Below are 20,612 nucleotides of genomic sequence, written 5' to 3'. Positions count from 1 at the left end.
GGCGAGCGGAGGCTCTCGTGGGGACCGAACGCAGGGCACGCGCGGCGGCCGGCGCCTTCTTCTTCGTGCAGGGCCTGTGCTTCGCCGGGCTGCTGGCCCAGGTGCCGACCCTCCAGCGCGGGCTGGGGATCTCCGACGCCGAGCTCACGCTCGTGCTGCTCGTCGTGCCGGTGGTCGCCGGGGCGGGCAGCGTCCTCGCCGGTCACCTCGCCCCGCGGACGGGCAGCGCGTGGCTCCTGCGCGTCGCCGGCCCGCTCGTCGCGGTGGCCGTCCTGACGACCGCCTTCGCGCCTTCCGCCCTCGTGCTGTACCCCGTGGTCGCGGTCGTGGGCCTGCTGCTGGGCGTCGTCGACGCGACCATGAACATGCAAGGCGTCGCGGTGCAGCGCCGGTACGGACGCAGCCTGCTCAACTCGTTCCACGGCTGCTGGAGCGTCGGCGGGATCCTCGGCGCCCTCGCCGCGGTGCTCGCGCACGGCCTCGGCTGGAGCCTCGCCGGGGGACTGGCGCTCGTCGCCGTGGTCGGCGTCGCCGTCGACCTCGCCGCGGCCCCGTTCCTCGACGCCCGCGCCGACGGTCCGACGTCGTCCCCGGCCGGTCCCGTGCCGGTCGTCGCCGCCGTGCCCGTGCCCTGGCGTCCCGTCCTCCTCGTCGGGACCGCCGTCGCGATCGTCTACCTCGCGGACTCCGCCGTCTCCAGCTGGTCGACCAAGTACGTCGCGGACGTCCTCGCCGCCGCCGACGCCGTCGCACCCCTCGGGCTCGCCGCCTACCTCGGGTGCCAGCTCGTCGGGCGGCTCGCCGCCGACACCGTCGTCGACCGGGTCGGGCCGCGCCGGACCGTCGTCGTCGGCGGGACCGTCGGCGCCGCGGGCCTCCTGCTCGTCGCCGTCGCACCGACGCCGTCGGTCGCGGTCCTGGGGTTCGGCGCCACCGGGCTGGGGCTCAGCGTCGTCGTGCCCCTCGCGTTCTCCGTCGCCGGTGCGCTCGACCGGACCGGCGTCGCCGTGGCGCGCGTCAACGTCTTCAACTACGTGGGGTTCGTCCTGGGAGCGGCCGTCGTCGGCGGCGTCGCCGAGCTCGCCGACCTGCGGTGGGCCTTCGCCGTCCCCGCGGTGCTCGCCCTCGGCGTCGTCGCGCTCGCCCCCGCGTTCCGTCCCGCGACGTCGGACGCCCACCGCGGCGAGGTGGCCGGCACCCCGCCGCGGTGACGTCGCTCAGTGCGCGGCAGCGCCCTCGACCACGGGCGCACGCCGCAGCCGTGTCGCGACCGCGATCGCACCGATCATCACGACCGCCGCGACCGTGAAGCCGAGCTCGGCGCCCCCGGCCGTCGCCTCCGCCGCCGACGCGCCGTCGTCCAGCAGCGCCACCGACCGCACGGTCAGCAGCGCCACGAACAGCGCCGTGCCCGCGGCTCCCGCGAGCTGCTGGAGCGTGCTGATCACCGCGGAACCGTGCGAGTACAGGCTCGGCACCAGACCGCCCAGCGCCGACGTGAACGTCGGCGTGAACACCAGCGCCAGCCCGAGGCTCAGCACCAGGTGACCCAGCACCACCCACCACACCGGCGACGACGTCGTCAGGGTCGCGAACAGCACCATCGACACCCCCACGGCCGCGAGGCCCGGGATGACCAGCGGGCGAGGACCCACCTTGTCGTACAGGTTGCCCACGACCGGCCCGAGCAGACCCATGAGCAGGCCGCCCGGCAGCATGATGAGACCGCTCGCCAGCGGCTCCAGACCCATCGCCTCCTGCAGCACCAGCGGCAGGCCGATGATCATGCCGAACATCGCGATCATGCTGACCGCCATCACCGACAGGCCCACCGTGAACCCCGGCGCCCGGAACACCCGCAGGTCCAGCAGCGCCGCGTCCGTGCGCTGCAGCACCAGCTGACGCCACACGAACGCGCCCAGCGCCAGCACGCCCACTACGACCGGCACCGCCGGCGGCACCGGCATCTCGTGCTGCGCGGCCTCGCCGAACGCCGTCAGGCCGTACACCAGACCGCCGAACGCGAACGCCGACAGCACGAGGGACACCGGGTCGAGACGGTTGTTCGCGCGCGTCGCGACGTCCCGCACCATCAGGGCGCCCACCACGAGCGCCGTCAGGGCGATCGGCAGCACCACCCAGAACACGGCCCGCCAGCCCAGCGACGTCGTCACCGCGCCCGACATCGTCGGGCCCAGCGCCGGCGCGACCGCGATGACCAGGGACACGTTGCCCATGACCCGGCCGCGGTGCCGCGGCGGCACCAGCGTCATCACCGTCGTCATGAGCAGCGGCATCATGATCGCCGTCCCCGTCGCCTGCACGACGCGCGCCGTCACCAGCAGCCCGAACGCCGGCGACAGCGCCGCCAGCAGCGTCCCCGTCGAGAACAGGGACATCGCCAGCACGAACGCGCCCCGCGTGCCGAGCCGCTGCAGCAGCCAGCCCGTCGTCGGGATGACGACCGCCATCGTCAGCATGAACGCCGTCGTCAGCCACTGGCCGACCGCCGGCGTGATGTCCAGCTCGTCCATGATCGCCGGCAGCGCGATCCCCATCGTCGTCTCGTTGAGGATGACGACGAACGCGGACACGAGCAGCAGCGCGATGACGACGAAGTGCTCGCGGGACAGATGGTCGGCGTCCCGCTCGGGCGGGACGGAAGGCCCGGGCGGGGCCTCGGAGGTGTGGGCAGTCATGATTCCCCTCAAGATTCGGGCTGCCTGGATCGCGGGCCACGCTGCGCACGCCAGAGGTCTGACAGAAGAAGTGCTCCTCGAGCGTGCCGTATTCCCGACGCCAGGGTCGACCTGATTTCCGGCCCCGACTCATCGGTGCCGTCCAGCACCGTCAGGCGGTGGCCGGCCTCGGCCCGACGGCGACCGGGACGTCCGCCGGCACGCGCGCGCCACGCAGCCCCAGCCACGTCGCCACCAGCACGTACGCGACCGCCAGCACCACGAACAGCGCGCGCGACCAGCCGTCGTCCGGCACCACCCACGCCGCCAGCACCGCCGCGCCCACGAACGCCGCGTTGTACAGCACGTCGTAGAACGCGAACGCCCGCCCCCGGTAGTCGTCGTGCGTGTCGCGCTGCACGATCGTGTCCACCGCGATCTTCGCGCTCTGCGCCGCCAGCCCCAGCAGACCCGCCCCCACCAGGACCACCGTGCGCGTCGGGACCGTCGCCAGGAGCAGCTGCGACGCCGCCGCCAGCAGCAGCATGCACACGATCCACCCCTGCGGACCCGTGCGCCGCGAGAACACCGGCGTGACCAGCACCGCCGCGGCACCCCCGACCCCCGTCATCGCGATGACCAGCGCGAAGTTCGCCAGGCCCGCCGACGTGTCGCCCGGCTCCGCCAGCAGGTTGCGGGAGATGAGGATCGCGGCGATGAACACCACCCCGTACAGGAACCGGTGCGCCGCCATCACCAGCAGACCCTGCCCCGGCGTACGCCGCGCCACCAGGTAGCGGGCGCCGTCGGCCAGGCCGTGCGCCACCGCCACCAGCTCCGCACCCAGCGGCTCCCGCGACGGACGGTCCGGACCCAGCTCGTCCCGGCCCAGCCGCAACGTCAGCAACAACGCCACCCCGAACACCACCGCCGCGCACAGCAGCGCCGCCGCGTCGTGCAACGCCCCCGGCGCCAGCCCGAGCCCCAGCACGAACCCGACGCCACCGCCCACGAACAGCGCCCCCGCCCCGAGCGTCGGGGTGAGGGCGTTCGCGGTCAGCAGCAGCGGACCGTCCACCACGCGGGGCAGGCCCGCGCTCAGCGCCGCCAGCAGGAACCGGTTGACGCTCAACGCCACCAGCCCGAGCACGATCACCGTCGCCCCGCCCGGACCGTCCAGACCCACCGTCAGCATGACCGCCGCCATCGCGGCCGTCACCAGCACCCGCACCGCGTTCCCGACCGCCAGCACCTGACGGCGACGCCACCGGTCCAGCAGCACGCCCGCGAACGGACCCACCACCGTGAACGGCGCCAGCATGACCGCGAACGCTCCCGCCACCCCGACCGCGGTACCCGCCCGCTCGGGGGAGAAGAACAGCAGCGACGCCAGCCCGACCTGGAACATGCCGTCGCCCGCCTGGGACACCAGCCGGACGGCGAACAGGCGCCGGAACCGCGGCAGCCGCAGCAGGTCGCGCAGGTCGTGCACGGTCTCTCGCAGTGCCCCCACGTGCCCACCTTCCCATGCCGTCGTCCGCGAGTCAGCGCAGTTCCGCGCGAGTCAGCGTCGCGTTGCGCGGCTCAGCGCGGGTCGCGGTGGGCGCGGTGGGTGGTGGGTCCCGCGCGCCGTCGCGTTCACGGGCCCCAGGGGGCCCTCCACTTCGGGCCTGACGACGACGCGCGGGACCCACCACCCGCCGTCGGGGCGTCACCCCGCGCTCGTCCCGGGTCGAGCGACCTCCGCGAGTCAGCGCAGATTCTCGTGAGTCAGCGCGGTTCTGCGCGAGTCAGCGCAGATTCCCGTGAGTCAGCGTTACGTCACGTGAGTCAGCACAGCGACCGGGTTGCCAGGGCAGGGCGGTTGCTTCGACCAGTCGTTCTGTCCAGCGTCGTGCGCTGAGTCGCGCTGAGTCGCGCTGAGTCGCGCTGAGTCGCGCTGAGTCGCGCTGAACCGCGCTGAGTCGCGCTGAATCGCGCTGAATCGCGCTGAGTCGCCGGGTTCTGCGCTGAGTCGCGGCGGCCAGCGCTGACTCGCGCACAACCGCGCTGAGTCGCGCAACGCAACGCTGAGTCGCGGGGAACTGCGCTGAGTGGCGCCGTCGTGCGCTGACTCGCGTCAACGCACGACGGCGCCGTCGTCGTGCCGCAGGTCAGCGCTCGACGTCGCCGCGGATGAAGGCCTCGAGCTGCGCGCGACCCTCCGTGTCCTCCATCTGGACCGGCGGCGACTTCATGAAGTACGTCGACGCGGACAGGATGGGGCCGCCGATGCCGCGGTCCTTGGCGATCTTCGCGGCGCGGATGGCGTCGATGATGATGCCGGCGGAGTTGGGGGAGTCCCAGACCTCGAGCTTGTACTCCAGGTTCAGGGGGACCTCGCCGAACGCGCGGCCTTCGAGGCGGACGTACGCCCACTTGCGGTCGTCGAGCCACGCCACGTAGTCGGACGGGCCGATGTGGACGTTGCGGTCCTCCTTCTTGCCGGCGAGGGTGCCGGTGAGGTTGGAGGTGACGGCCTGCGTCTTGGAGACCTTCTTGGACTCCAGCCGGTCGCGCTGCAGCATGTTCTTGAAGTCCATGTTGCCGCCGACGTTCAGCTGGTACGTGCGGTCCAGCGCGACGCCGCGGTCCTCGAACAGCTTCGCGAGGACGCGGTGCGTGATCGTGGCGCCGACCTGCGACTTGATGTCGTCGCCGACGATCGGCACGCCGGCGTCCTCGAACTTCTTCGCCCAGACGGGGTCGGACGCGATGAAGACGGGCAGGGCGTTGACGAAGCCGACGCCCGCGTCGATGGCGCACTGGGCGTAGAACTTGTCGGCCTCCTCGGAGCCCACCGGCAGGTAGGACACGAGGACGTCGACCTGCGCGTCCTTGAGCGCCTGGACGACGTCGACCGGGTCGCCCTCGGCCTCGTCGATGGTGGCGGAGTAGTACTGGCCGAGGCCGTCCAGCGTGGGGCCGCGCTGGACCATGACGCCGGTCGGCGGCACGTCGGCGATCTTGATCGTGTTGTTCTCGGAGGCGTAGATCGCCTCGGCGAGGTCGAACCCGACCTTCTTCGCGTCGACGTCGAACGCCGCGACGAACTCGAGGTCGCGCACGTGGTAGTCGCCGAACTGCACGTGCATGAGGCCCGGGACGGTGTCGGACGGGTCGGCGTCGCGGTAGAACTGCACACCCTGCACCAGGGACGACGCGCAGTTCCCGACTCCGACGATGGCAACGCGGACGGAGGTCATCCTCGCTCCTTGTTTCTCTGGGCCGGGGCGTCGTGCGCCCCGGCGTTTCGGTCGCGGTCGCGGCCGCTGACGCGGTCGCGCTCGGTGGTGATGAGCCCGTCGAGCCAGCGCACCTCGCGCTCGACCTGCTCCAGCCCGTGCCGCTGCAGCTCGAGCGTGTACTCGTCGAGCCGCTCGCGGGTCCGGGCAGCGGACTCCCGGACAGCCTCCAGCCGCTCGGTCAGCCGGGTGCGCCGGCCCTCGAGGATGCGGAGGCGGGTCTCGGCGTCCGTCTGCGCGAAGAACGCGAACCGGACGTCGAAGCTCTCGTCCTCCCAGGCCGCGGGGCCTGCGGAGGCGAGAGTGGTCTGAAGGTGCTCCTTGCCCTCGGCGGTGAGCCGGTACACGATGCGTCCACGGCGGCCGGCGAGGGGCTTGGTCCCCGCGGCCGGTCGGCCGGTCGAGGGCGTCGTCGCGCGGGTGGGCGCCGGCTCGGGGTCGGCGGTCTCGATGAGGCCGCGGGCGACGAGCGACTTGAGGGCGGGGTAGAGCGTCCCGTACGAGAAGGCGCGGAACGACCCGAGGAGCAGGTTGAGCCGCTTGCGCAGCTCGTAGCCGTGCAGGGGCGAGGAGCTGAGGAGGCCGAGGACGGCGGTCTCGAGCACGTTGGACCGGCTGCGCACCAGGCTCCCCTCCCTCCGGTCGTCCTGACGGCGTCGACTCGTTGTATCGAGTCGATACATCGTGAGGATAGGCCGGTGCGTCGGTCGCGGCAACGCGGCCGCTGCCCGGGGCATCGGACCCCGACGGTACGCCTGTTTGTGAAGGGGACGTGGAGCCGCGGGCAGGGGTCTGCGGACAGGCGGCAAGAAAGCCGGTCAGGCGTTGTTCGGCCTGGACAACGCGCCAGGCCGATCGCCTAGGGTTCCCCTGGCTGCTCCTGCCCTCCGACGGGTCGGGCGCCGGGCAACCGACCGATCGAAAGGTGGACGTGGCGAACATGCGCATGCGTCGCTTCTGGAACTATCCCCGCCGCGGCAAGGGTGTCGTCCAGCGGTGGCTGCCGTCCTGGCGCGTGGTCGTCGGCTGCCTGCTGGCCGGCATCGCCCTGGGCGGCGGTGTCTTCTTCGCCGCCTGGACCTCCACGGAGATCCCCGACGACCTCGACGAGGTCCAGAACCAGGCCACGACCGTCTACTACGGCAACGGCAAGGAGGTCGGCTCCTTCTCGGAGATGCAGCGCGAGATCGTCGACTTCGAGACGCTGCCGGACTACGTGGGCAACGCCGTCGTCGCCTCGGAGAACGCGACCTTCTGGGACGACCCCGGCATCGACGTCAAGGGCCTGTTCCGCGCGGTCGTCAACAACGTGCGCAACCCCAGCGCCCGCCAGGGCGGGTCCACGCTCACGCAGCAGTACGTGGAGCGGTACTACCTGGGCAGCACCACCGACCTGGTGGGCAAGGCGCGCGAGGCGATCATCGCGCTGAAGATCACGCAGACCCAGGAGAAGGAGATGATCCTGGGCCGCTACCTCAACACGATCTACTTCGGCCGCGGCGCGTACGGGATCCAGGCGGCCGCGAAGGCGTACTTCGCGAAGGACGCCGTGGACCTCACCTACTCCGAGGCCGCGATGCTGTCCGGCATCATCCCGTCCCCGGTGAGGTACGACCCGTCGGTCGGCCCCGAGGTGTCCCAGGACCGCTGGGAGCGCAGCCTGAACCGGATGGCCGAGCAGGGCTACATCACCGCCGACGAGGCGGCGTCCGCCAAGGCCGACGGGTTCCCGGACTTCGTGGAGAAGGAGACCACCAACAGCCTCGGTGGTCAGCGCGGCTACATCATGGCCGCGGTGAAGAAGGAGCTGAAGACCAACGGGTTCTCCGACGAGGAGCTCGAGTCCGGCGGCCTGCGCATCTACACGACGATCAAGCCGAAGCTGCAGCGCGAGGCCGCGAAGATCGTCAAGAACATGCCGGACGACGCGAACCGCAAGATCCGGCCCTCCATCGTCTCGATCGACCCGGAGACGGGTGCCGTCGTCGCCGCGTACGGTGGCCCGGACTACACCAAGCAGTACCTCAGCATGGCGACGGACGACGCCGTGCAGGCCGGTTCGACGTTCAAGCCGTTCACGCTCATCGGCGCCCTGGAGGCGGGGTACACCCTCGACGAGACGTTCGACGGGAACTCGCCGGGGCAGTTCGTCGAGGACGGCAAGCCGTGGCCGACCAACTTCGGCCAGCAGAGCTTCGGCCAGATCGACCTGGTGAAGGCCACCGCGAACTCCGTGAACACGGTGTACGCCACCCTCAACGACGAGATCGGACCGGAGAAGACCGTCGAGGTCGCCCACCGGCTCGGCATCCGCGAGGACACCGTGATCCCCGACGTCACGTCGAACGTGCTCGGCGTCGCCGACGTGTACCCGATCGACATGGCCTCGGCGTACGCGACGATCGCGTCCGGCGGCTACTACGTGAAGCCGCACTTCGTGGCGAAGGTCGAGCACCTCGACGGCTCGCTGCGCTACGAGCCGGAGATGACGGCGGAGCGCCGCTTCACCGCGGACGTCATCACGCCCGCCACGTACGCGATGACCCAGGTGGTCGAGCAGGGCTCGGGACGCGCCGCGCTGGAGCTCACCGGCCCGGACGGCCAGCGACGCCCGGTCGCGGGCAAGACCGGTACGGCGAACGACAACAAGACGGCGTGGTTCGCCGGCTTCACGCCGCAGCTCGCGACGGTCGTCAACGTCCGGCAGTACCGGGACTTCGATCTCGAGGAGGGGGTCATCGGCGGGCAGGACCCGATCGACACGTTCGGCGGCTACCCCGAGATCACCGGCTCCACGTGGCCGGCCGAGGCGTGGACCGACTTCATGCAGGTCGCGCTCGACGGCAAGGAGGTCGTGGAGTTCCCCGAGTACACGCCGCCGCGTCCGTCGTTCTCGCCGTCCCCGTCGCCGTCCCCGAGCGAGTCCACCCCGGAGTGGGTGGAGGTGCCCGGGAACCTCGTCGGGATGGACGTGGCGCGCGCGACGAAGGCGCTGCAGGACCTCGGCCTGACGGTCTCCACGCAGGCGCAGGACGACGAGTCGCGCAAGGGCACCGTCGTCAACGTGAGCAACTCCGGGAAGGTGCCCGCGGGCTCGACGATCACCCTGTGGGTGTCGACGGGCGAGTCGGACGAGCCCGAGGGTGTGGCCGTGCCGAACGTGGCGGGCCAGCCCGCGGCCGCCGCGGAGAACCAGCTCCGGCGGCTCGGGCTCCAGGTGAGCACCGTCGAGGAGTACAGCGACCAGCCGGTCGGCGTGGTGATCTGGACCGACCCGGGCGCCGGCAACACCGTCGAGGACGGCAGCACCGTGACCCTCGGCGTCTCGCGCGGTCCGGAGATCACCCTGCCGACCGAGCCCGACCCCGAACCGTCGACCTCCGAGGACCCGGGCAACGGGAATCCCGGCGGTGGCGGCGGCGGTGGCGGCGGCGGTGACGAGGGGTGACCGACGCCACCTGACCACGACCTCGTCCAGGGTGCCCGGCACCGGGTATCCTGGACGACTGGCCGTGCCTCTCCGGGCGCGGCCGACGCACGCACTAACCCTCCTGCCACGGAACGACCGTGGCCGCTGAGACCAGAGGAGGTGGGTTGAACTCATGCGTCAGTACGAACTGATGGTGATCCTGGACCCGGAGGTCGAGGAGCGCACCGTTGCCCCGTCGCTCGAGAAGCTGCTGACGGTCATCAAGACCGAGGGCGGTTCCGTCGACAACGTGGACATCTGGGGTCGTCGCCGTATGGCCTACGACATCAACAAGCGCTCCGAGGGCATCTACGCCGTCGTCGACTTCACGTCGACCTCGGACACCGCGAAGGAGCTGGACCGCCAGCTCGGCCTGAACGAGGCCGTGCTGCGCACCAAGATCCTGCGCGCCGACGCTCGCTGAGACCAGCTGAGCCGAGACGCCGGCATCCCCGTCGGTTGGGCACCTGTCGGTGCCTCGTGATGGGATGCCACCTGGAAATCGTGCACAGCCGAACCGTGCGGACGAACGAAGGAGATTGGCATGGCTGGTGAGACCGTCATCACGGTCGTCGGAAACCTGACCGCGGACCCGGAGCTTCGCTTCACCCCGTCGGGTGCAGCCGTCGCCAACTTCACGATCGCGTCCACCCCGCGCACGTTCGACCGTCAGTCGAACGAGTGGAAGGACGGAGAGGCGCTGTTCCTGCGCTGCTCCATCTGGCGCGAGGCCGCGGAGAACGTCGCGGAGTCGCTGACGAAGGGCATGCGCGTCATCGCGCAGGGCCGTCTGACGCAGCGCTCGTACGAGACCCGCGAGGGCGAGAAGCGCACCGTCGTCGAGCTGCAGGTGGACGAGATCGGTCCGTCGCTGAGGTACGCCTCGGCGAAGGTCACTCGTGCCCAGCGCAGCGGTGGCGGCGGTGGCGGTTTCGGCGGTGGCGGTGGCTACGGCGGCGGCAACGCCGGCGGTGGCAACCAGGGCGGCGGCTTCGGCTCCTCCGGCGGCGGTCAGCAGAACGACCCGTGGGCGACGGCAGGTCCGTCGAACGCGGGTGGCGGGTTCTCGGACGAACCCCCGTTCTGATCGTCGTCCACACCCACGATCACCCCGTCCCCGCCAGGGGACTGCACCTGTGAAGGAGCGACCACCATGGCGAAGCCTGTGGTGCGCAAGCCCAAGAAGAAGGCCAACCCGCTGAAGGCCGCGAAGATCGAGTCGGTGGACTACAAGGACACCGCTCTGCTTCGCAAGTTCATCTCCGACCGCGGCAAGATCCGTGCCCGTCGCGTGACCGGCGTCTCCGTGCAGGAGCAGCGCCAGATCGCCAAGGCCGTCAAGAACGCGCGCGAGATGGCCCTGCTGCCGTACTCGTCGTCGGCCCGCTGACCGGAAGGATCACAGATCATGGCAAAGCTGATCCTGACCCACGAGGTGACCGGCCTCGGTGAGCCCGGCGACGTCGTCGAGGTGAAGGACGGGTACGCCCGTAACTTCCTCGTCCCGCGTTCGCTGGCGACGCCGTGGACCAAGGGTGCCGAGTCGCAGGTCTCCGCGATCCGCAAGGCTCGCAAGGCCCGCGAGATCGCCTCGCGCGACGACGCCCAGTCGGTCGCCGAGTCGATCCAGTCGCGCACGTACACCGTGTCGGCGCACGCCGGTGAGTCCGGCCGCCTGTTCGGTGCCGTGACGACGGCCGACATCGCCGCCGCGGTCTCCGCGGCCGGTGGTCCGTCGATCGACAAGCGCAAGATCGAGATCGGCCAGCCGATCAAGTCGACCGGTGGCTACACCGTGTCGGTCCGCCTGCACCCCGAGGTGTCGGCGAAGATCGCGCTCGAGGTCGTCGCGGGCTGAACGCCTGACGTCTGACCGAAGGCCCCGGCCTCCCGCGAGGGGAGCCGGGGCCTTCGTGCGTCGCATGGCTCGGCGCGGCGGCTCGGGTGGTGGGAGGAGAGTTGGGTCAGGCCTCGATCGTGTGGTCGGTGCGGGCGTGCGTGACCTCGATGCGGCGCGGCTTCGCCTCCTCGGCGACGGGGATGGTGAGGGTGAGCACGCCGTCGGCGTACGACGCGCTGATGTCGTCGAGCGCGAGCCCGCGCCCGAGGGCGACCTGTCGGGCGACGGTGCCGGTGGTGCGTTCGCGCAGGAGCCACTGGCCCTCGCCGGAGCGGGGGGTGCGTTCGGCGCGGATGGTGAGCGTCCGGTCCTCGCACGAGACGTCGATGCTGCCGGGGTCGATGCCGGGGAGGTCGACGGCGAGGACGAAGTGGTCGCCCTCGCGGAAGAGGTCCATCGGCATGGCGGGTGCGGTGCGGTTGTTCGCCGCGATCGACCCGAAGAGTCGGTCCATCTCCTGGAACGGGTCCCAGTACGTAGCCATCGCGCATCACCTCCTCGATGGGGCCGCGTGTCCGCGGCCCTGTCCGCGAGCAGTGCGCCGGTCCTTCCGGCGTCACCTGGCTACGCCTCCAGGATTAGCACTCTCGATGCCAGAGTGCCAACGTCCTCTGTTCGCCCTGAGCGAACAGCCGCATCGGCCCTGCTCACCCCTGGTCGAGGCGGTCGAGCAGCTCGACCGCGGCGCGGGTGTAGTCGCTGATCCAGCGGTCGTGGATGCGCTTGATGGGCAGCGGGGCGAGCGCGAGTCGGCGTTCGCGGCCGACCTTGCGGCCGGTGACCAGGCCGGCCCTCTCCAGGACCCGCAGGTGCTGCAGGACGGTGGTGCGGTCGAGCTCGGGGACCGCGGCGACCAGCTCGCCCGTCGTCCGCGTCGCCTCCCGCAGGGCATCGAGCATCCGGCGTCGGTGGGGTGAGGCGAGCGCCTTGAAGACCAGGTCGTCGTCGGAGGCGGCCGTCGTCCTGTCGCCGGAAGAGTTCATGTGGTAAAAATACAACATGAACGAGACGCAGCAGCTCACGGAACTGACCTTCACGGTGTCCGGGCGCATCGCGCGTCCGTGCCGGGTGACCTACGAGGCCGTCGCCGACCCCGCCCAGCTCTCCCGCTACTTCACGACCGGTGGCGCACGCGGGCGCCTGGAGGCGGGCCAGGAGGTCACGTGGGACTTCGCCGACTTCCCCGGACGGTTCCCCGTGACCGTCGTCGAGGCCGTCCCGCCCCGCCGCATCGTCATCGAGTGGGGCGGTGAGGCGACCGCCGACGGCAGCGGCCGGACCCGCACGACGTTCGAGCTCGAGCCGCTCGACGGCGACACCGCGACCCTGGTCACCATCACCGAGTCCGCGTGGAGCGCGACCCCCGACGGCGCCCGCAACGCGTTCGGGAACTGCGAGGGCTGGACGGGGATGCTGGCCGCGCTCAAGGCGTGGGTCGAGCACGGCATCAACCTGCGCGACGGCTTCTACGTGGACCGCAACGCCGGCTGACCCCCGGGCGGGCCGCGCCGTGCGGGGTCCCCGCCGACCACGGACCCGCACCGGCGGACCATGCGGTGAGCGCCCGTCCGCACGAGCAGACGGGCGCCCACCGCATGGTCGGCCTCGGCCGGCACCGCCCCGACGACGGCCGGCGCCGGGTTGGCGTCAGAGCGTGGCGCGGACCGCCTGCGCGGCGGCGACCAGGTGCTCCAGCGACGGCACGGTCTCCTCGTAGCGGCGGGTCTTCAGGCCGCAGTCCGGGTTCACCCACACGACGCGCGGGTCGATCGACTTCGCGGCGAGCCGCAGCAGCTCGGTCACCTCGTCGACGGACGGCACGCGGGGGGAGTGGATGTCGTACACGCCCGGCCCGATGCCCCGCGAGTACCCGGCGTCGCGCAGCTCCGGCACGATCTCCATGCGGGAGCGCGCCGCCTCGACCGACGTCACGTCGGCGTCGAGGCCGTCGATCGCCCCGATGACCTCGCCGAACTCCGAGTAGCACAGGTGGGTGTGGATCTGCGTGGCGGTGTCCACGCCCGACGTGGCCAGACGGAACGACCGCACCGACCAGTCGAGGTAGGCGGGCTGGTCGGCCTTGCGCAGCGGCAGCAGTTCGCGCAGCGCCGGCTCGTCGACCTGCACGATGCCGATGCCGGCGGCCTCGAGGTCCGCGATCTCGTCGCGCAGCGCGAGTCCCACCTGGTTCGCGGTGTCGCCGAGCGGCTGGTCGTCGCGCACGAACGACCACGCGAGGATCGTCACGGGGCCCGTGAGCATGCCCTTGACCGGCTTGTCGGTCAGGGACGCGGTGTACGCCGACCACTCGACGGTGATGGGGGCGGGGCGCTGCACGTCGCCCCACAGGATCGGCGGGCGCACGCAGCGGGAGCCGTAGGACTGCACCCAGCCGTTCGCGGTGACCGCGAACCCGTCGAGGTGCTCCGCGAAGTACTGGACCATGTCGTTGCGCTCGGGCTCGCCGTGCACGAGGACGTCGAGGCCGAGGTCCTCCTGGAGCCGCACGACCCGGGCGACCTCCGCGCGCATCGCCGTCGTGTAGTCGGCGTCGGACAGCTCGCCCTTCGTCCACAGGGCGCGGGCGCGGCGGATCTCCGGGGTCTGCGGGAACGACCCGATGGTGGTCGTGGGCAGCGGCGGGAGGTCCAGGCGCTCGGCCTGCGCGGCGGCGCGGTCGGCGTACGACCCGCGCGCGAAGTCCGCGTCGGTGAGCGCGGCGGCACGCTCGCGCACGGCCGGCACGACGACGCCCGCCGCGGCGGTCCGCGACGCCACGGCGGCGGCGGAGGCGGCGAGCTCGGCGGCGACGGCGTCCCGCCCCTCGGCGAGGCCGCGGGCGAGCGTCGCGACCTCGACGACCTTCTGGTCGGCGAAGGCGAGCCAGTCGCGCAGGCGCGGGTCGAGCACCGTGCCGGGCGTCCCGGGGCCGCCGAACACCTCGTCCTCCACGTCGTGGGGCACGTGCAGCAGCGACGTCGACGTGCCGACGGCGAGGCCGCCCGCGCCGAGGCCCGCGAGGGCGTCCACGACGTCAAGCTTGGCGGCGAGGTCCGCCCGCCACACGTTGTGGCCGTCGACGACGCCCGCGACGAGCGTCTTGCCGGCCAGACCGGGGACGGCGCCGGTGGGCACGGCACCCTTGACGAGGTCCACGGCGATCGCGTCGACGTCCGTGCCGGCCAGCAGCGCGAGCCCGTCGCCGGCGTCCGAGCGCAGGCCGCCGAACGGCGCCGCGACGAGGACCGCCGGGCGGTCGGTGCCGACCGCGAGGTCGGTCGCGAGGGCGCCGTACGCGGTGGTCACGGCCGCCGACAGCTCGGCGAAGGTCGCGTCGACGGAGTCGGTGACCAGCGCCGGCTCGTCGAGCTGGACCCACGGCGCACCGGCGGCGGCGAGCGCGCGCAGCAGGTCGGCGTACGCGGCGACGACGTCGTCGAGGCGGTCGAGGGGCCGGAAGCCCTCGGGTGCGTCGTCGGCGGCCTTCGACAGCGCGAGGAACGTCACCGGCCCGACGACGACCGGGCGGGTCACGACGCCCGCCTCCTTCGCCTCGACGAACGCCGCGACGAACCGGTCGTCGACGAACGAGATCGGGGTGTCCGGGCCGATCTCCGGCACGAGGTAGTGGTAGTTCGTGTCGAACCACTTGGTCATCTCGAGCGCGGCGCCCGACACGCCTCGGTCACCGGCGCCGCGCGCCACGGTGGAGTACCCCGCGACGTCGAGCCGGCCGGACTCGTCGAGGAGGCCGGTGAAACGGGCGGGGACGGCGCCGAGCGTCGCGACGACGTCGAGGACCTGGTCGTAGAACGAGAACGACCCGGGCACGGAGCCGTCGGTCGCGTCGAGGCCGAGCTCGACGAGACGGCGGACCGTGGCGAGACGCAGGTCGGCGGCGGCGGACTCCAGCTCGGCGGCGGTGGTGCGGCCGGCCCAGAACGCCTCCACGGCGCGCTTGAGCTCGCGGCGGCGCCCGATGCGGGGGTAGCCGAGGACGGTGCCGCCGGGGAAGGCCGGGCCCGTGGTCGGGGTGACGGGGGTGGTCGGGTGGTCGGTGCTGGACATGAGCTCTCCTCAGTGATGGGTGACGTCGCCGAGGTACGCCGCGGCACCCGTCGTCGTGGAGGACGACGGGGGAGCCGCGGGCGGTCAGCGGGTCAGACTGCGGGGATGCTCGGTACCCACGGCCTTCTGGCCAGGTCGACGCCGTCGGACGGCGTACCGCCGAGGTGAACACCCTCGAGCAGGTCCAGAGCGGGACGGTACTGGTTGAACGTGTACACGTGCAGGCCGGGGGCGCCGGCGTCGAGCACGCGCTGGGCGAGCTCGCTGCCGTACGCCGTGCCGTAGGCGTGCTGCGCCTCCGGGTCCGGCAGGGCGTCGAGCGCGTCCAGCAGGTGCTGGGGCGCGCGGACGCCGGTGAGCTCCTCGACGCGACGGAGCCGGCGTGGGTCCGTCGTGGGCAGCAGCCCGGCGAGGATCGGGATCGTCACGCCGGCCGCGCGGGCCTCCGTGACGAAGTCGGTGTACGAGGCGGCCTCGTAGAACAGCTGGGTGATGGCGAACGACGCCCCGGCCTGCTGCTTCTCCAGGAGGCGCTGCACCTCCTGGGCGCGGGTCGTGCCGGCCTGGACGTTCCCGTCGACGAACGTCGCGACGGCGATCGTCAGCGGGCGGGCGGCGCCGCGCAGCGCGGTGGACGGGTCGGACGCGCAGCGGCGCGCCTCGACCTCGCGGAGCAGGGCGATGAGCTCGACGGACGAGTGCACGCCGTCCGCGGGCGGGCGCCAGTCCGGCTGGTCCTTCGGGGGATCGCCGCGCAGCGCGAGGACGGTGCGCACGCCGGCCTCGAGGAACGAGTCGATGACGTCGGACACGTCCTCGCGGGACGCGCCGACGCAGGTCAGGTGCGCCACCGGCAGCACGGAGGTGCCGGCGAGCAGGGTGGAGACGACCTCGCGCGCGGTGTCGCGGTCACCGCCGCCGGCGCCGTACGTGACCGACACGAAGTCGGGACGGGCGTCGACGAGGCGGCGCGCCGTCTCCCAGAACCGGGGCGCGGCGTCGGGCCGCCGCGGCGGCATGAGCTCGAAGCTCACCGTCGGGCGGTGCGGGTGCGGTTGTGCCTCTGCGACCATGCGTCACTCCATCGGGCCTGGTGTTGAGCACCTTCGTCCTCGGGAGGCTTCCGTCGGAGAACGGGTTGCTGCGGCGTCGTCGAGCCAGGACTCTCGGCCGCTCTGGATGGCTTGCCGACGACTCTAGAGCCCGTTCGACCCTCGGACAACACCGGCCACATCGTGAGACATCTCCGTCTGTTCTCGTCGCCCCACCACGACGACCGCTCACCAGGCACGTCGCGTCCGTCCTTCCTAGCATGACCCCATGGCGCTGCCCCGGCTGCACGAGCGCGTGACCGCCGACCTCCTCGACGGCGTGCGCTCCGGCACGAGCGCCGTCGTCACCGGCCTGCCCGGCGCCGGCCGCACCGCCGTCCTGCAACGCCTCGGCGAGCTCCTCGGCGACGACGGCCACCGCGTCCTCGCCGTCCGCGGCGCCCGCGCGCTGCGCGACCACTCGCTGGAGGCCCTCGCCGTCAGCGACCTCGGCGCCGACCGACCCACCCGCGGCGCCTCCCTCCTGGCGACCTACGTCACCGCCGTCGAACGGCTGGCCCAGGGCGGACGCCTCGTCCTGCTCGTCGACGACGTCGACGACCTCGACGAGGAGTCCGTCGGCGCGCTCGTCGCCGCCTGGGGCCGGGTCCCGTTCCCCCTCGTCGCCACGTCCCGCCCCACCCTGCTGGCCGCCGACGGGCGCGGCCTCGTCGCGTCCGTCACCCCCGTCGACCGCGTCGAGCTGCCGCCCCTGTCGTACGAGGACTCCGCCCGCCTCGCCGAGAGCGTCCTCGGCGGACCGCTCGCCGCGGAGACCGCCGGCCGCATCCACGCCAAGTCCGGGGGACTGCCCGGGTTCGTCGACGCCGTCGTCCGGACCGCCCGCCGCGCCGGGCACCTCGTCCGCGTCGACGGCGTCTGGCGGGCCCGCGGCGAGCTCTGGGCGCCCGCGCTGTCGGCGACCGTGGAACGCCTCACCGTCAGCCTCGACGCCGACGCGCTCCACGCCGTCCAGGTGCTCGCCCTCGCCGGTCCCGTCACCACCACCGTCGCCCGCCGCCTCGTCCCGTGGCCGGTCCTGGAAGCCCTCGACGGCCACGGCCTGCTCCGGACGCTGCGCCAGGCCGAGCACGACTACGTGACCCTCTACCCGCCGCTCGTCGCCGAGCAGTTCCAGAACGCCGGCCGCAGCACGCTCCGGCTGCGCGTCACCCAGGAGATCAGCCTCGCGCTCTCCGGCGAGGAACCCGAGGGCCTCAGCGGCCCCGTCGTCGAGCCGCGGCAGGTCCGAGCCGCCCTCGAGGTGTCCACCAGCGACGGCGGCCGCGAGGCCGCAGGCGTCCGCGCCCGCCTCATCGCCGAGCACGTCCTGCGGCAGCGCACCGTCCGCCGGGCCGAGTGGGAGCACCGCCCCACCGCCGACACCGCCGTGCCCTACCTCGAGACCCTGCTCGTCCAGGGCGCCAAGGGCGCCGCCGAGGTCGTCGCCGCCACCGAGGAGTCCGGCGACCCCGTCACCGTCGCCGTGCTGCGCGCCATGGAGGCCGTGCGGTGCGTCGTCGAGGACGACGACGGCGCCGCCGCCCACCACGCCCTCACCGCACCCCTGCCGACCACCCTCGCCCAGGAACCCGGCCTCGCCGGCCTCCTCGCGGCGCTCGACGACCGCCTCACCCTCGTCGTCGAAGGTGCCGGCGAGCGTCCCGCCCGCGCCCACCCGGACGCCCCCCGGCCCGCCGACGCCGAACCCAGCAGCGTCACCGCGCTCCGCGACGAGGTCGAGGGCGTGGTCCACGCCGAACGGCTCGTGGCCCAGGGGCACGCCGCCGACGCCCTCGCCGTCCTGGCCGCCACCCCCGCCACCGGGGCGTGGGACCGGCCCCGTCACGCCGCGCTCGGCCTCGCCAAGGTCCTCGCCGGACGCCCCCGGGAGGCGCTCGCGGAGGCCGACCGTCGCCTCGACGAGGCCCTGGACGACCTCGACCTCGACGGCGTGTGGCTGCACGGGTACACCCGCTCCCTCGCCCTCGCGACCCTCGGCCGGTTCTCCGAGCTGCGCGACCACGTCGGCGCCGTCATGTCCGTCGGCGTCATCCCCCTGCGCCAGTTCCACCACGCCGTCGGCAACCTCGCCCTCGGGGCGTACGCCGCCCTCCAGCAGGGCGCCGTCGACAGCGCCCTGCTGCTCGCCCGCCAGGCGCAGGACGTCACCACCGTGCCCGGCCCCTGGCCGCTCATGTCCGTCGGCTGGATCGAGCCCGTCGTCGCGGCGCGCGCCGCCGGGGACCCCGCGGCGGAGGCCGAGGCCTACTGGGCGGAGGCCGACCTGCTGGCCGCACGCGGCTACGCCGCCGCCGCCGGGGTGGCGGGGATCCTCGCCCTCGGCGCCGCCCCCGACGACGGGCGCGCCGACCGGCTCGCGCGCTGCCTCCCCGCCGGTCAGGGCGACGGGATCGACGACATGATCGCGCTCGCGCGGGCGGGCGGCGCGACCGGTCCGGAACCCGCGCTCGCGCTCTACCGCGACGCCCGCACCCGCGGCGCCGTGCTCGTCGCCGGGCGGGCGCTCGCCCTCGCCGTCCGCATCCTCCGGTCCGCCGGCGACGTCGCCCCGGCCGACCGGCTCGTCGACGAGGCGACCGACGTGCTGCCCGCCGAGATGATCGCCTCGCTCGTCCCGGCCGTGGACCTCGCCCGGCTCACCGTGCGCGAGCTCGAGGTGGTCCGGCTCGTCGAGGCAGGACTGTCCAACCAGCAGGCCGCGCACCGCCTCGGCATCACCGTGTCCACGGTCGAGAACCACCTCAACCGCGTCTACCGCAAGCTCGCCGTCGACGGCCGCCCCGCCCTCGTCGCGCTGCTGCGCGACCGCTCCGCCTGACCGGACCGGCCGCGGCCCGACCGGTCCGGACGCACGACGGCCCGCCGTCCGGTCGTGCCGGACGGCGGGCCGTGCGTGACGCAGCGTGAGCGTGCGTGCGACGGTCAGTGCGAGAGCCGGCGGCGGACCAGCAGCACCGCGCCGCCCGCCAGCACCAGACCGGCAGCCACGGCACCCGTGGTCAGCGCCGCGGACCCCGTCCAGGGCAGCCGGTCCACGACCGCACCCTGCGTCGCGGCGTCCCGCGTCGTGACCGTGGTCGTGACGGTGCTCGTCGCCGGGCCGCCCGTCGTGGGGTCGTCCGTGTCGACGACGGTCGTCGAGTCCGCGGGCTCCGTCGGGTCCGGGGTGGGCACGACGGTGCCGGTCGGCTCGGGCGTCGGGGTCACCGGGTCGGTGGGCTCCGGGGTGGGGGTGACCGGGTCGGTGGGCTCCGGGGTGGGGGTGACCGGGTCGGTGGGCTCCGGGGTGGGGGTGACCGGGTCGGTGGGCTCGGGCGTGGGCTCGGTCGGGTCCGGGGTGGGGGTGACCGGCTCGCTGGGGTCCGGCGTCGGCTCGGTCGGGGTGGGTTCCGGCGTGGGCTCGCTGGGCTCGGGCGTGGGCTCGGTCGGGGTGGGTTCCGGCGTGGGCTCGCTGGGCTCGGGCGTGGGCTCGGTCGGGGTGGGTTCCGGCGTGGGCTCGCTGGGCTCGGGCGTGGGCTCGGTCGGGGTGGGCTCGGTCGGGTCCGGGGTGGGGGTGACCGGGTCGGTGGGCTCGGGCGTGGGCTCGCTGGGCTCGGGCGTCGGCTCGGTCGGGGTGGGCTCCGGCGTCGGCTCGACGGGCGTCGTGCAGACGGGGTCCTGACCGCCCTCGCCGAAGTGCTCGTTGAACGTCGACACCTGCACCCACGTGATGCAGAAGTCGTCGGCGGAGATCAGGTACGACCAGGGCAGGAAGTCGCGCCCGATGAACTGACCCGACGGCTGGTTGTTCCGCGACTCGAAGTGCACGTGCGCGTTCTTCTTCACACCGTCGACGGTGTACTTGACGTTGACGTGCCCGTTGTCGGGGAACGTCGACCCGGCGGGGAGCGTCAGGCCTGCCGGGGAGACGTCGTAGGGGACCGGCGCGTCGGACCCGCCCGCGACGGCGATGCCGACGGGCAGCAGGACGAGGGCGGTGGCCGCGCCGGCGGCGAGGACGGTGCGGGTGGTCGAGGGACGGGCGCGCATGGGGGTCTCCTGGGTTCGGTCGTGCCCAGGTTCCGGTCCACCTCGCGCGCGCACGGTTCGGGGGCCCGC

Annotated in this window: 17 protein-coding genes and 1 riboswitch; of the genes, 8 read left to right on the top strand and 9 right to left on the bottom strand. The window is 73.1% G+C overall.

Annotation, left to right across the window (positions count from 1 at the left end; translation table 11 throughout):
- Window positions 1-17: 17 nt before the first annotated feature.
- Window positions 18-1,211, top strand: coding sequence for an MFS transporter (locus ATJ88_RS00160; protein WP_211287426.1), 1,194 nt, complete (start codon window positions 18-20; stop codon window positions 1,209-1,211).
- 6 nt (window positions 1,212-1,217) lie between these two features.
- On the opposite strand, the gene ATJ88_RS00155 is transcribed toward ATJ88_RS00160, so the two are convergent.
- The 4 genes from ATJ88_RS00155 to ATJ88_RS00140 form a co-directional block, all read right to left on the bottom strand.
- Window positions 1,218-2,699 carry a DHA2 family efflux MFS transporter permease subunit gene (locus ATJ88_RS00155; protein WP_098461844.1) on the bottom strand — a complete coding sequence of 494 codons (1,482 nt, stop codon included), beginning with the start codon at window positions 2,697-2,699 and terminating at the stop codon, window positions 1,218-1,220.
- Window positions 2,700-2,850: 151 nt separating this feature from the next.
- Window positions 2,851-4,191 carry an MFS transporter gene (locus tag ATJ88_RS00150; protein ID WP_098461843.1) on the bottom strand — a complete coding sequence of 447 codons (1,341 nt, stop codon included), beginning with the start codon at window positions 4,189-4,191 and terminating at the stop codon, window positions 2,851-2,853.
- A 640-nt stretch (window positions 4,192-4,831) separates the two neighbouring features.
- Window positions 4,832-5,923: an inositol-3-phosphate synthase gene (locus ATJ88_RS00145; RefSeq protein ID WP_098461841.1), complete on the bottom strand. Its 1,092-nt coding sequence runs from the start codon at window positions 5,921-5,923 to the stop codon at window positions 4,832-4,834.
- Window positions 5,920-6,585 carry a PadR family transcriptional regulator gene (locus ATJ88_RS00140; protein ID WP_098461840.1) on the bottom strand — a complete coding sequence of 222 codons (666 nt, stop codon included), beginning with the start codon at window positions 6,583-6,585 and terminating at the stop codon, window positions 5,920-5,922. The genes ATJ88_RS00145 and ATJ88_RS00140 overlap by 4 nt, the downstream gene beginning before the upstream one ends.
- Window positions 6,586-6,902: 317 nt before the next feature.
- On the opposite strand from ATJ88_RS00140, the gene ATJ88_RS00135 reads away from it, so the two are divergent.
- The 5 genes from ATJ88_RS00135 to rplI all read left to right on the top strand — a co-directional run bounded on the left by ATJ88_RS00135 (window position 6,903) and on the right by rplI (window position 11,289).
- Window positions 6,903-9,410, top strand: a complete 2,508-nt coding sequence (locus tag ATJ88_RS00135; RefSeq protein ID WP_141538576.1) for a transglycosylase domain-containing protein — start codon at window positions 6,903-6,905, stop codon at window positions 9,408-9,410.
- 154 nt (window positions 9,411-9,564) lie between these two features.
- A complete protein-coding gene (gene rpsF, locus ATJ88_RS00130; RefSeq protein WP_098461831.1) occupies window positions 9,565-9,855 on the top strand; it encodes a 30S ribosomal protein S6 in 291 nt (96 codons plus the stop codon).
- 120 nt (window positions 9,856-9,975) lie between these two features.
- Window positions 9,976-10,518 (top strand): single-stranded DNA-binding protein, encoded by a 543-nt coding sequence (locus tag ATJ88_RS00125; protein WP_098461830.1) that lies wholly within the window; start codon window positions 9,976-9,978, stop codon window positions 10,516-10,518.
- Window positions 10,519-10,584: 66 nt separating this feature from the next.
- Window positions 10,585-10,821 carry a 30S ribosomal protein S18 gene (gene rpsR, locus ATJ88_RS00120; protein ID WP_068203247.1) on the top strand — a complete coding sequence of 79 codons (237 nt, stop codon included), beginning with the start codon at window positions 10,585-10,587 and terminating at the stop codon, window positions 10,819-10,821.
- Between the two features lie 18 nt (window positions 10,822-10,839).
- Window positions 10,840-11,289, top strand: a complete 450-nt coding sequence (rplI, locus tag ATJ88_RS00115; protein WP_098461828.1) for a 50S ribosomal protein L9 — start codon at window positions 10,840-10,842, stop codon at window positions 11,287-11,289.
- A 106-nt stretch (window positions 11,290-11,395) separates the two neighbouring features.
- Here the strand turns inward: rplI and ATJ88_RS00110 are convergent, their stop codons facing one another.
- The gene (locus tag ATJ88_RS00110) at window positions 11,396-11,815 is read right to left on the bottom strand and encodes an Hsp20/alpha crystallin family protein (protein WP_098461827.1); all 420 of its coding nucleotides are present in this window, start codon (window positions 11,813-11,815) and stop codon (window positions 11,396-11,398) included.
- Between the two features lie 163 nt (window positions 11,816-11,978).
- On the bottom strand, window positions 11,979-12,314 hold the full coding sequence (locus tag ATJ88_RS00105) for an ArsR/SmtB family transcription factor (protein ID WP_211287425.1): 336 nt from the start codon (window positions 12,312-12,314) through the stop codon (window positions 11,979-11,981).
- 16 nt (window positions 12,315-12,330) lie between these two features.
- Here ATJ88_RS00105 and ATJ88_RS00100 point away from each other — a divergent pair, with 16 nt between their 5' ends.
- Entirely contained in the window at window positions 12,331-12,822 is a 492-nt protein-coding gene (locus tag ATJ88_RS00100; protein WP_098461824.1) for an SRPBCC family protein, read from the top strand.
- A 156-nt stretch (window positions 12,823-12,978) separates the two neighbouring features.
- On the opposite strand, the gene metE is transcribed toward ATJ88_RS00100, so the two are convergent.
- Window positions 12,979-15,399, bottom strand: coding sequence for a 5-methyltetrahydropteroyltriglutamate--homocysteine S-methyltransferase (gene metE / locus ATJ88_RS00095; protein ID WP_098461823.1), 2,421 nt, complete (start codon window positions 15,397-15,399; stop codon window positions 12,979-12,981).
- A 92-nt stretch (window positions 15,400-15,491) separates the two neighbouring features.
- Window positions 15,492-16,472 carry a methylenetetrahydrofolate reductase gene (locus ATJ88_RS00090; RefSeq protein WP_098461822.1) on the bottom strand — a complete coding sequence of 327 codons (981 nt, stop codon included), beginning with the start codon at window positions 16,470-16,472 and terminating at the stop codon, window positions 15,492-15,494.
- 5 nt (window positions 16,473-16,477) lie between these two features.
- Window positions 16,478-16,585: riboswitch (SAM riboswitch) on the bottom strand.
- A gap of 134 nt (window positions 16,586-16,719) precedes the next feature.
- On the opposite strand from ATJ88_RS00090, the gene ATJ88_RS00085 reads away from it, so the two are divergent.
- The gene (locus ATJ88_RS00085) at window positions 16,720-19,332 is read left to right on the top strand and encodes a helix-turn-helix transcriptional regulator (RefSeq protein ID WP_098461821.1); all 2,613 of its coding nucleotides are present in this window, start codon (window positions 16,720-16,722) and stop codon (window positions 19,330-19,332) included.
- Between the two features lie 104 nt (window positions 19,333-19,436).
- Here ATJ88_RS00085 and ATJ88_RS18190 read toward each other — a convergent pair whose 3' ends face one another.
- A complete protein-coding gene (locus ATJ88_RS18190; RefSeq protein ID WP_211287424.1) occupies window positions 19,437-20,543 on the bottom strand; it encodes a hypothetical protein in 1,107 nt (368 codons plus the stop codon).
- Between the last annotated feature and the right edge of the window lie 69 nt (window positions 20,544-20,612).

Origin of the sequence: Isoptericola jiangsuensis (assembly GCF_002563715.1) — a bacterium.
GTDB lineage: Bacteria > Actinomycetota > Actinomycetes > Actinomycetales > Cellulomonadaceae > Isoptericola > Isoptericola jiangsuensis.
Note: the sequence above shows the minus strand (reverse complement) of the source record. Positions and strands in the feature narration are given on the sequence as shown.